Raw genomic sequence first — 5200 nt, 5'->3', positions numbered from 1 at the left:
CCGTCAGGGCTACAGGCATACCGGATGAAAATCGGGGGTCATTTTCATACGAAAAAGTGGGTTTTTAGATCTGCTTGAAGCAGAGGTACCAATCCTTGCACTCGTAACCTTCCTTCAACCGTTTCTCGATCTCTGCTGGAGTCCGTGGAGCAGGGACGACAACCTTATCCCCGGGCTGCCAGTTCGCAGGCGTTGCGACGCCATGCGCATCGGTGGTCTGGAGGGCCTTTATGAGCCTGAGGATCTCTGGCATGGACCGGCCGTTGGACGCGGGGTAGTAGATCATGGCACGCAGGATTCCTTTGTCGTCGATGAAGAAGACCGCCCTGATGGTCGCGGTAGTGCCCTCTTTGCCATGGATCATCCCGTAACGCCTGGCGACCTTCATGTCCAGGTCGGCGATGACCGGGAACGGGATCTCGACCCCCATCTTCTCCTTGATGCTCCGAACCCACGCAAGGTGTGAGTGGACGCTGTCAATGGAGAGACCGATGAGCTGGACGTTCAACCTCGCGAGTTCGTCGGCGATAGCTGCGAACGCCATGAACTCGGTGGTGCAGACCGGCGTAAAGTCGGCAGGGTGAGAGAAGAGGATGACCCATTTTCCCCTGAAATCAGAGAGTTTCAGGGGGCCGTGGGTTGTCAGTGCCTCAAACTCAGGTGCCGGTTCGCCGATCACAGGCATCCTGTGCTGTTCTTCTGGTTCCATAACTTACTTTCTCTGGCGTTTACCAAAATACTCCTCGAGGGCGGTCTTACCATGGACGTAGGCTGGCATCCCTGCAAGCAGGAACGCAACCCGCAGTCCCTCCTCGATCTCCTCCTTCGATACACCAAGGTTTGCCGCCCCGGCCATCTGCGCCCTTACGGCGTGCCCGTCCCGGAGCGCCGCTGCAATCGCGATCGCGATGATCTTCTTCGTCTGCTTTGAGAGGGCGCCGTCGTCCCAGATCACCTGGTCAAGCCCCATAACCTTTGCATAGAGGTCGGGATCGGTCTCCTTGAGTTCCCTGAAGATCTCTGGAACCTTTCCTATCTTCTCCTCGAGTTTCTTCTCATCCATATCGATCACTCCTCAAGCACCATAGGTTCACCGCAGCAGACCAGTTCGCCACCGCCGACTTCCAGCACCTGGACGACGTTTCCGCAGATCTCACAGCGGTAAATCTGGCCTTCCGCCGATACGTTCACCATTCATACCACCTTCAGGACTTACCTGATTTCTTCCTCTCTGGAGGATTCATGACGTCCTCAGGCGACTTGATATCTGGCCTGATGTGGGTCATAGGGAGGCAGTTGTACATCTCACATGCACAGGAGGGGCACCTGACGAGATCCTGGTCTGTGCTGTCGATCTTGATCTCACGCCCGCAGTCGATGCAGATGTACCTGCCGGGGCCCGGCTTCTCTCCCGCTTTTGCTATTTTCGTCTCTGGCTCAGCCATTGATGTTCACCAAAGCGATAATTGCCGCGCAAGGTATTTAGCAGTTCCGCCAACCATACGGTATCCGCATCCTATTAATAGGCGCACGCGTAATCCTCCAATCATGCCAGAGAGGGTAGTCGCGCTGCTGGGAAGCCCGCTCCTCGACGGGAACACCGCTTATCTCCTCGGTGAGGCCATCAGAGGCGCAGAGGAGGCCGGTTGTGAGGTCGAGAAGATCGAGGTCGCTCACCTGGATATCATGCCCTGCATGGAGTTTTTCCAGTGCATGGGGAGTGAAAACTGCCTGATCGACGACGGGATGGAGAGATACTTCAGGATGTTTCGGGAGATGGACGGACTGATCATAGCCACCCCCGTTATGACGATGGGCATCCCGGGGAGACTCAAGTCGTTCATGGACAGGTTCCAGGTCTTCTACATGGCAAAGTACCACCGGGGCCGGTCTTTTATATCACCAGAACGGCGGAAAAAACGCAGGATGCTCTTCATCTCGATCGCCGGGATGAACCTGCCATCCGTCTTTGAGGGTGCAAAAGCAACCGCACGGGCGTTCGGGGAGATCATCGACTGTCCCTACTGGAACGAGGTGCTCCAGAACGACATGGACACGATCCAGGACATACGGACGCGGCCCGAGGTTGTTGAGGCGGCCTACCGGAAGGGCCTTGAACTCGGCCGGCTGCTTGTGGGGTCCGAAGGCTCTATGTGAACGACCACCTCGGCGAGCCCCGGCACCGCATCCTTGAGCCGACGCTCAACCTCGGCCGAGATCTCGTGCGCCCGTAAGACGGGGATGACAGGGTCTACGGTTATGTGGATGTCGGCAAGGATCTCATCGGGTTTGCCACGGCACCGGAATTCGTGGTAGCCGGTGACCCCTGGTGTCTCCATCACAACAGTCCGGATCAGTTCGGGGTCGCAGGGTATGTTCATCGTGTCGGTGAGAACCTCTGCTGCCTCGTAGAGGACCCTGAACCCCATCCTGGCGATCAGGAGACCGATACCGAGAGCGATGATAGGGTCAGCCTGCGGGTAGCCGAGACCGACCACCAGGAAACCACCAAGAACCGACAGAGAGACGAAGACGTCGCTCCGGGTGTGTTGCGAGTCGGCGATAAGGATCTGGCTCCTGTAATCCTGGCCCTTTCTCTTCTCGTAGGTGGAGACACAGATATTGACGACGAGAGTCCCGAGCATGACAAAGACGGTGACCGCCGTTATATCGGGGGGGACGGGTTCGACGAGTCTCAGGACACCCTCGTAGATGATACCGGCGGCGGTCAGGAGGAGCATGCCGCCGATCACCTGGGTGCCAAGCGTCTCGATCTTGCCGTGGCCATAGGGGTGCCCTCTGTCCGGGGGTTTCCCGGCAAAGTGGAGTGCGGTGATCCCGACCACGTTTGAGAAGGAGTCAAACCCAGAGTGAACGGCATCCGCCACCATACTCGCCGAGCCGGCGATCAGGCCAAATATGGCTTTTGCAAGCGCAACTGCGAGATTCAGGACAAGGACGATGATTAATACCCGCCGTACCTGGATCTGGGCATCCGCTCTTTCGCCTCCTGGCTCCTGCCGGGTCAAACCATCCTCCATACACCACGATAAGTATCCTGGGAGGTATAGGGTTTCCGAAAAGAACGCATGAGCCAACCGAAGCTACAGACAAACAGACCAGGAGATCAAACGTCATTTCTCGTTGAACGATGATGAAAGATTTAATACGGGCGTCCCGAAAAGAGTTCATCATGCCAACAGAAGAAAACGCTCAGAAAGCGTTCGCAGGCGAGTCTCAGGCTAACAGGAAATACTCGGCCTTCGCAGAGAAGGCAGGTGCCGAGGGCTACTCGACGGTGGCGAAGTTGTTCAGGGCGGCAAGCGAGGCCGAGGCCATCCATGCAAAGCGGATCCTCTTCCTCCTGGACGCCGTCGGGACCACAGAGGAGAACCTTAAGGCCGCGATGGAGGGCGAGAACTACGAGTTCACGGAGATGTACCCCGCCTTTGTAGCCGAAGCAAAGAAGGAACACAAAAACGAGGCTTCGATCGTTTTCACCCACGCTATGCGCGCAGAAGAGGTTCACGCAAACATCTACCTCCAGGCGCTCGAGGCCGTCCGGGACGGAAAAGACCTCGGTGCGGAGAAGGTCTTCCTCTGCCCAGTCTGCGGTAACATCGAACTCGGCACGGCACCGGAGAAGTGCCCGATCTGTGGCGTCCCACAACGGATGTTCCGCGAGATCCAGTAAACAACTTTCTTCTTTTTATCAGATCCTGCTGCCCTCCCCGCAAGTTAAATACTCTTTCAGTGTTACTTCTTCACCATGGCAGGCGTGAAGGTCTACACGACTGAGAGCTGTCCTTACTGCCGGATGGTTCAGGCGTTCCTCCGGAAGTATGGCATCGATTATGAGGTCGTAGATGTGGGGAAGGACCGCGAGGCAGCGCGGGAGATGATCCGGATCTCAGGGCAGCGCGGGGTGCCGGTCACGGTCGTCGGCGATGAGGTGATCATAGGGTTCGATGCAAAGAGGCTCCGCGAGGTCTTCAGGACGGCGGCGATCGACCGGGTCTACGATACGCTCATCGTGGGTGCAGGCCCCGCCGGACTGACGGCCGCTGTCTACTCTGCCAGAAAACTCCTCAAGACGGCCGTTGTCTCAGAGGATATCGGCGGGCAGGCCGCCTGGAGCTGGATGGTCGAGAACTATATGGGGTTTACGGCAATCACAGGCGAGGAACTCGTCCGTAAGTTCGAGGAGCAGGTCAGGGAGTTTGATGTCAGCCTTGAACTTGACAGCGTCCAGAGTATCGCAAGAGAGAGCGATCTCTTTCTGGTCAGGACAACCTCCGGGAACGTCTTCCGCTCCAGGACGGTCATCCTGGCCCCTGGAAAAGAGCCAATGACACTCGGCCTCCCGGGGGAGACAAGACTGATGGGGCGCGGGATCTCGATCTGCGCCACCTGTGACGCACCGCTCTTCCGCGGCAGACCCGTTGCCGTCGTCGGCGGTGGGAACACAGCTGTCCAGACCGCTATCGAGATGGCGAAGATCGCAAGTTCCGTGGCGATGATCGTCAGGAGCGACCTCCGATGCGACGAGGTCTACGTCAACCGCGCAAAGGAGCTCGGTGTGCAGATCTACCTTCACCACGAGGTGACCGCACTCCACGGTCAGGACGTCCTGACGGGGATCACGATCCGCGACAGAGAGACCGGGAATGAGACCGAACTCAACGTCGCAGGACTGTTCCTGGCCATAGGGCTCATGCCAAAGACAGGGTTCCTTGGCGACCTGGTGGCGTTGAACGATAAGGGCGAGATCCTGATAGACGTGAATACTCACACAAGCGTTCCCGGGATCTTTGCCGCCGGGGACGCGACCTGCGTCCGGGCCAAGCAGATCATCGTCGCCGCCGGCGAGGGGGCAAAGGCGGCGATCGAGGCACATGACCATATACTGCAGCAGGGACTCTCCGGCGACGACCCCTCCGGGGTTCGGTAATGAATTGCACCATCAAAAGAGGAGGAAGGAATAGATGACACTTGAAGAGACACTCCGTATCCGGGGAGAACGTGACATTCCCGCTATCCTTGGGGCCTTTAAGGAGGCCCGTATGCCGGCACAGGTCAGAGGGGTGGCCACCGTCCTGGAGGAGAGGATTGTTGTAATGGGGACTATCGGGAGTATAAAATCGCTGTAACAGGTCAGGTATACCTGTAAGCCGCCGTTGGCATGAAAGGTTCTCTCTCG

The 5200-nt window shown here is 57.7% G+C and carries 9 protein-coding genes; 4 read left to right on the top strand and 5 right to left on the bottom strand.

Annotation, left to right across the window (positions count from 1 at the left end; genetic code table 11):
- Positions 1 to 64: 64 nt before the first annotated feature.
- From QMC91_RS09685 to QMC91_RS09670, 4 genes are read right to left on the bottom strand one after another with little or no spacing between them, the layout of a single operon-like run.
- Positions 65 to 709, bottom strand: a complete 645-nt coding sequence (locus QMC91_RS09685) for a peroxiredoxin (protein ID WP_300238039.1) — start codon at positions 707 to 709, stop codon at positions 65 to 67.
- A gap of 3 nt (positions 710 to 712) precedes the next feature.
- The gene (locus QMC91_RS09680) at positions 713 to 1063 is read right to left on the bottom strand and encodes a carboxymuconolactone decarboxylase family protein (protein ID WP_300238038.1); all 351 of its coding nucleotides are present in this window, start codon (positions 1061 to 1063) and stop codon (positions 713 to 715) included.
- 5 nt (positions 1064 to 1068) lie between these two features.
- Positions 1069 to 1194, bottom strand: coding sequence for a desulfoferrodoxin FeS4 iron-binding domain-containing protein (locus QMC91_RS09675; RefSeq protein ID WP_300238037.1), 126 nt, complete (start codon positions 1192 to 1194; stop codon positions 1069 to 1071).
- 11 nt (positions 1195 to 1205) lie between these two features.
- Positions 1206 to 1445 (bottom strand): hypothetical protein, encoded by a 240-nt coding sequence (locus QMC91_RS09670; RefSeq protein ID WP_300238036.1) that lies wholly within the window; start codon positions 1443 to 1445, stop codon positions 1206 to 1208.
- A 103-nt stretch (positions 1446 to 1548) separates the two neighbouring features.
- Between QMC91_RS09670 and QMC91_RS09665 the strand changes: the two genes are divergently transcribed.
- Positions 1549 to 2157 carry a flavodoxin family protein gene (locus QMC91_RS09665; RefSeq protein ID WP_300238035.1) on the top strand — a complete coding sequence of 203 codons (609 nt, stop codon included), beginning with the start codon at positions 1549 to 1551 and terminating at the stop codon, positions 2155 to 2157.
- On the opposite strand, the gene QMC91_RS09660 is transcribed toward QMC91_RS09665, so the two are convergent.
- The gene (locus QMC91_RS09660) at positions 2100 to 3041 is read right to left on the bottom strand and encodes a cation diffusion facilitator family transporter (protein WP_300238034.1); all 942 of its coding nucleotides are present in this window, start codon (positions 3039 to 3041) and stop codon (positions 2100 to 2102) included. The two genes, QMC91_RS09665 and QMC91_RS09660, sit on opposite strands and share 58 nt — an antisense overlap.
- Positions 3042 to 3193: 152 nt before the next feature.
- Here QMC91_RS09660 and QMC91_RS09655 point away from each other — a divergent pair, with 152 nt between their 5' ends.
- From QMC91_RS09655 to QMC91_RS09645, 3 genes are all read left to right on the top strand, one after another.
- Positions 3194 to 3694, top strand: a complete 501-nt coding sequence (locus QMC91_RS09655; protein ID WP_300238033.1) for a rubrerythrin family protein — start codon at positions 3194 to 3196, stop codon at positions 3692 to 3694.
- 75 nt (positions 3695 to 3769) lie between these two features.
- Positions 3770 to 4951 carry an FAD-dependent oxidoreductase gene (locus QMC91_RS09650; RefSeq protein ID WP_300238032.1) on the top strand — a complete coding sequence of 394 codons (1182 nt, stop codon included), beginning with the start codon at positions 3770 to 3772 and terminating at the stop codon, positions 4949 to 4951.
- Positions 4952 to 4985: 34 nt separating this feature from the next.
- Positions 4986 to 5150, top strand: coding sequence for a hypothetical protein (locus QMC91_RS09645; protein WP_300238031.1), 165 nt, complete (start codon positions 4986 to 4988; stop codon positions 5148 to 5150).
- The last annotated feature ends 50 nt before the right edge of the window (positions 5151 to 5200 follow it).

It is taken from the genome of Methanoculleus sp. (genome assembly GCF_030019085.1).
Lineage (GTDB): Archaea > Halobacteriota > Methanomicrobia > Methanomicrobiales > Methanoculleaceae > Methanoculleus.
This window is presented reverse-complemented; position numbering and strand designations above follow the sequence as displayed.

What these genes read in the sequence shown, in the direction of transcription:
- QMC91_RS09685 (WP_300238039.1), bottom strand. Translation starts at nt 709, where the DNA reads ATGGAACCAGAAGAACAGCACAGGATGCCTGTGATCGGCGAACCGGCA.
- QMC91_RS09680 (WP_300238038.1), bottom strand. Translation starts at nt 1,063, where the DNA reads ATGGATGAGAAGAAACTCGAGGAGAAGATAGGAAAGGTTCCAGAGATC.
- QMC91_RS09675 (WP_300238037.1), bottom strand. Translation starts at nt 1,194, where the DNA reads ATGGTGAACGTATCGGCGGAAGGCCAGATTTACCGCTGTGAGATCTGC.
- QMC91_RS09670 (WP_300238036.1), bottom strand. Translation starts at nt 1,445, where the DNA reads ATGGCTGAGCCAGAGACGAAAATAGCAAAAGCGGGAGAGAAGCCGGGC.
- QMC91_RS09665 (WP_300238035.1), top strand. Translation starts at nt 1,549, where the DNA reads ATGCCAGAGAGGGTAGTCGCGCTGCTGGGAAGCCCGCTCCTCGACGGG.
- QMC91_RS09660 (WP_300238034.1), bottom strand. Translation starts at nt 3,041, where the DNA reads ATGGAGGATGGTTTGACCCGGCAGGAGCCAGGAGGCGAAAGAGCGGAT.
- QMC91_RS09655 (WP_300238033.1), top strand. Translation starts at nt 3,194, where the DNA reads ATGCCAACAGAAGAAAACGCTCAGAAAGCGTTCGCAGGCGAGTCTCAG.
- QMC91_RS09650 (WP_300238032.1), top strand. Translation starts at nt 3,770, where the DNA reads ATGGCAGGCGTGAAGGTCTACACGACTGAGAGCTGTCCTTACTGCCGG.
- QMC91_RS09645 (WP_300238031.1), top strand. Translation starts at nt 4,986, where the DNA reads ATGACACTTGAAGAGACACTCCGTATCCGGGGAGAACGTGACATTCCC.